Below are 4939 nucleotides of genomic sequence, written 5' to 3'. Positions count from 1 at the left end.
TATTAAAATTTACTCTCAAAGTAGATTAGCTAATCTTCCTCATTAATTAAAAATCTATAGCAATCCGCCCATAGGTTGCGGGTAATTAAAAAGTAAATAAAAAAGTTGAAACTCCCACCAGATGAGCTGTAGCAATAGTGCCTGTTGCCTAAAAAGCATTCAACAATTAATAATTAATAATTAATAATTAATAATTAATAATTACCTCTCCTTGAAAACGGATAGGATTGACTAATTATGAAAAATTTTTTCTTCTCTCTTGGGAGATTGGAGGCCAGCGTTTGCGCTTCGCAAAGCTTCGAAGTTCGCGTAGCGTCCCGGAGGGAACGGAGACCTCGCCATCCCATCCTAACGGACTGCGAGCAATTCATGTCGCGAAGCGAAACGACCGCTTTTTTCCCCTTAAAAGGGGAGGCAAGAGACCACAATTTCTCGGTAAGATTTTTGCCACGAATAAAATAGGATTGCTATATTAGTGCATTATGCTCTAGAAAAAGCTGACTGCTAATACCTGAATGCTTACCTAACTTTTTATAATATATCGGTTCTCATATTAATCAGGTATAGTTTTTTTATCTTCCTTCTTCCTTATTCCTTATTAAAATTCTGCAGATCGTGTATCAATTAAAATCTATATTTATCAAAACTCCATCCCAGGAAACTGAGAATGAACTTGATGAACTTCCAAACAACATTACTTCTAGTTTAAATCAACAAATTCAAGCTTTACCTTGTCATTCTAAATATCTCCAAATTGTGCAATCTACTTTAGAGGGAGCATTACTTCAATGGCCAAAGAATCCAGAGACAAATGAACTGGTAATTCTCAGTAGTTCTATAGAACCTTTATCCCAAATTATTCAGTCAGCTTTAGCTAACTGGAATTATGAAGGTATCGAAGATATTAAGTTATTATCCTGGTCAAATAGACCTAAAGATTCCTGGAATATTGTTCCTAATTTACAAAAAGATTTAGGTCTGTCTGCAAAGTTAGATGTTGATAATAATTCTGGCAAATTTAAGGAATTAGTAGTTATTCCTTGTTTGGAATTTTGCTTCCTACGACAAATACATGGTTTGGATGGAATTGAGTTTTTAAGAAATAGAATCTTTCAAGACCACTCTCGATTTTGGTTAATTGGTTGTAATTCTTTAACGTGGCAATATCTTGACCATGTTTATAATATTAAGTCTTACTTTGAAAAAACTCGACCATTACCAACTATGACAGGAGAAGAAATTATGGAATGGCTCACTCCTGTAATTAATCAACTGGAGTTTGAAAACAACGATCAAGATGAAGAAAAACAAATTGCTAAAATCAAAGAAAATTTTGATTCTTTATCCTATGTTTCCCAAGGATTAAGTTCAGTAGCTGCTCAATTATGGTTACAATCTTTGAGTATGGCAAATCTGGAAAATATTAATACTCAAAATGTTAATACTCAAGCAGAAGATACAGAAACTATTCTGGTAGAGTACAAAAAAATTAAATCATTAGATTTACCAGAATCAGAATTGAAGGCTGATGACCGCTATCTTTTATTTTCTATACTTTTGCACAAAGAAATTAATTTATCTGACCTAGCTTTGAGTTTAGGAGAACCGGAAAGTATAATTCAATTCCAAATTGAAAAATTATTACACCTGGGAATAATTCAACGTTTGAATAATTTATTTAGCGTTCATCCTGCACATTATTTAAAACTGTGTAGGTATTTAAAAAAATATAATTTTATAACTGATTTAATAGAATGAGTTTATCTTTAAAATATCTAGAATTAACTATTTTTTTTAATCTTAATCTACTCACATTAGACCAAGGATTAGAAGGAATAAGTATCAAGAATATAAATTTTCAGACTATTCTGCAAACAATAATTGCTTTAGTTATTGCTTATGGTTTTCTCATCAGCGTTAAATTTTTGAGCAAGTGGTTATCAGAAAGAGTTCCTTTAAGATTTCGAGCAGCAGCTAAACAATCAGAGCCTTTTCTACAAGCTTTAATTTTATTTACTACTACAATTTATGTACTCAGTTTATTCTTGCAACTTTCTACTCAAAATTTATTAGCGATAACGGGTACTATTGCTGTAGCTTTAGGTTTCGCTTTTAAAGATTATGTTAGTTCTCTAATTGCTGGAGTAGTAGCTCTATTTGAAACTCCCTATAGAGTAGGAGATAGGGTAAAAATAGGAGACAATTATGGTGAAATTGTTACTTATGATTTGCGAGGTATTCGTTTACTAACTATTGAAGATAATCTGATATTTATTCCCCATAATAAAATTTGGAATGAGCCAATATCTAATGCTAATAATGGCGCATTAGAAGCTCAAGTTACAACTGATTTTTATTTAGCTCATGAAGTAGATTCTGAACTGGTGATTAAAATTTTATATCTTGCTGCTTATACAAGTAAATACACTCAATTAAAATTTCCGATTAGAGTATTAGTTGAAGAAAAACCTTGGGGAACTCAATTTCAGTTAAAGTCTTATCCTATAGATGCCAGGGATGAATATATTTACAAAACTGACTTAGTGAGGCGAGTCAAACAAGCTTTTGCAAAACATAATTTTACTTATCCTAAAAGTTATTTCAGTAACGAATAAATATATAGTAATCAGGATATGCCAAAGTATGCCCATACTTTTCTACTGGTAAACTCAGAAATTTAGCCCACTGCTTACCTAAATAACACGGGAGCATGAAAGCCATCGTCTTTTAAGCGATGGATGAAAGGTGAGGAGTCGGATTTTAATCCGAAGTATTTTATTTTACCGAAAAGCAACGTTGAAGTTCCCCGTGTTTAAACCGGGACATGAAAACAAGGGAATCCTTGAGACTAGACAACTTTAGTTGTCCTCTGTTACTATGATCGACAATAACTTTTCATTCCGCCCGTTTCCAATGTACTCTTGTCAGCAAGTTTTAGTGAATAAAAATTCTCAATTAATTGCTATCTTAACATTCTTATGCGAAGAGTCTCACAAGCTAACTAACATGGGAATATATTATGGTCGGCAATTATTTTTTAAGTCTCAGAAAATTAATTGATGTACCATAATAAAACCTATGATAAAAATCAAGCAAGGGTGTTATAATTAATAGTTTTGTAAGCAAGACTCTTGAATAATTGCAATAGCAAAATATTTAGAATGGGTACTTCCGTGAGGTGCTAGAAACCTTGAGGTTTTCAAATGTTATGGAGAATTAAGTGCAATGACAATTAAACGTCAGTACAGTTTACCTAACTGCAAATTGATTTTGCAAGGCTTAAGTGATACTGGAGGAACTCCTAATTTAAATCCAGGGCAGGTATTATCTATACTAATGAGTGCGGAATGTCATATTCATGGCCAAGAGCTACCATTAACTGGGGGACGAGATTTTTTTGAAAGTTTGGTTAGGCAAGTTAGTAGCTATGCTCAGGAATTTCTGAGTGGAATATCTTACCCTAGACACCACAGTCAGAGTCAAGAGTTACTGCACTTAAAAAAAATAGATGTCAATCTGCACAGATTAACACTTTCTAATGGCAATCCCTCTCCTGGAAAAGACGAAAAACCTGAAAGAATTATTGATTTAACAACAGTTGAATTATTCGATCTTGTTGAGGCGATAGACCAGTTTTTTGCTGATTCTCTGACTCTACCAGATTTCTCTTTGGCAGTCAGACCTGTTTCTCGAAAACAGGCCAATTCAGGGGAACCTATGGCCCAAAAAGTTCTGCCTGCTGCTGTGGGAATGTCCGGTTTAGCAATAGCAGCGTTAGCTTTATTCTTTGTACCTATTCCAGAAGTACAACGTCCGAGAGAACCTCAACCAGAATCAAATGATAGTGTGGGTAATTTACAGACATCTCCTACAAGTACCCCGGAACCTGGTTTTACTCCTACCCCAACACCTGACGCTTTGGAATCTTCGCCAGAATCAACTACTATTGATTCATCTGAGGAGAGACTATCTGAAGAAAATTTAGAGTCATCTTTGGCTACCAGTTCTGAAATTACCGATCCAACAGAGATTGAAAAATTACAGAATTTACTCTCTGCAACAATTAATGATGCTTGGACAATAGAAATCAACGCAGATTTAATTTATCGTGTAACAGTGGCTGCTGATGGTTCTATTATTGGCTATAAACCAATAAATCCTGCTGCTGCTGATGAGGTTGATAAAACTTCTCTGCCAGATTTACTCAACCAACAAGCAGTAGCTGGAGATAATAGTCAATCTACCGCTGAGTTTAAGGTCTTGTTTACTGAAAAAGGTTTTCTAGAAGTAGAACCTTGGTGAATTTGACATCCTCCCGACGCTGCACTTGCGTGACAGGGCGGGATTCCCTAACATTGCTGATAGGGGCTTTCTGCTGCCTCTTGCAGAGGAGCTGCGCTAACATAGCACCTGCCTCCGAGGCCGAACCTCTTTCCGGTCTTAGGGTCGCTCCACAGACAAGACAGCGCGGTCTTGGGGGTCTCCCCCATGAGCGACTGGCGCTGACACTGCTAGCCCAGCAGCCTTTAAGAACAGTAGCACACTATTGGAAAAACCGCAACATTGATTGGTTTTCCCATGCGACGCTCCCGACCTCAGGAGAGCGCGGGTCAAGGGCCAACGTTGAGATAAACTATATTGTCTTATTATCTCTAAACCAGTTTTTGAGGTAGGATTCAAATTGAAAGTGTCACCAATGGAAAAACCGTGAGTAAATCTTCTCCCGATCGGATTAACCCTAGGTCTCCGGGAATGGGTCTGTTAATACTATCCTTAATATTTCGATTGTTACTGCTGGTGGTAACTAGCGGTTTTTCCTGGGTGTTGGGAATGGCGATCGCTGTTCAATATCCCTCTACTTCTCAAGAGACACCCATAGCAGAAAAACTATTTCGTGGAGCTAAGGGTATAGTATCTAAAAAACGGTTTAGAGATAATA

The 4939-nt window shown here is 36.0% G+C and carries 3 protein-coding genes and 1 pseudogene; all 4 read left to right on the top strand.

What is annotated here, in order from left to right; genetic code table 11:
• Positions 1–615: 615 nt before the first annotated feature.
• Positions 616–1758 (top strand): hypothetical protein, encoded by a 1143-nt coding sequence (locus F6K22_RS31625; protein WP_293107404.1) that lies wholly within the window; start codon positions 616–618, stop codon positions 1756–1758.
• Positions 1755–2615 (top strand): mechanosensitive ion channel family protein, encoded by an 861-nt coding sequence (locus F6K22_RS31620; RefSeq protein ID WP_293107401.1) that lies wholly within the window; start codon positions 1755–1757, stop codon positions 2613–2615. The genes F6K22_RS31625 and F6K22_RS31620 overlap by 4 nt, the downstream gene beginning before the upstream one ends.
• A 610-nt stretch (positions 2616–3225) precedes the next feature.
• On the top strand, positions 3226–4302 hold the full coding sequence (locus F6K22_RS31615) for a DUF4335 domain-containing protein (protein ID WP_293107398.1): 1077 nt from the start codon (positions 3226–3228) through the stop codon (positions 4300–4302).
• Positions 4303–4707: 405 nt separating this feature from the next.
• Positions 4708–4939 (top strand): annotated as a pseudogene (locus F6K22_RS31610) (hypothetical protein); the annotation flags it as partial.

Origin of the sequence: Okeania sp. SIO2F4 (genome assembly GCF_010672385.1) — a bacterium.
Lineage (GTDB): Bacteria > Cyanobacteriota > Cyanobacteriia > Cyanobacteriales > Microcoleaceae > Trichodesmium.
The sequence above is the reverse complement of the archived record's forward strand: the minus strand, read 5'-3'. Positions and strand labels throughout refer to the sequence as shown.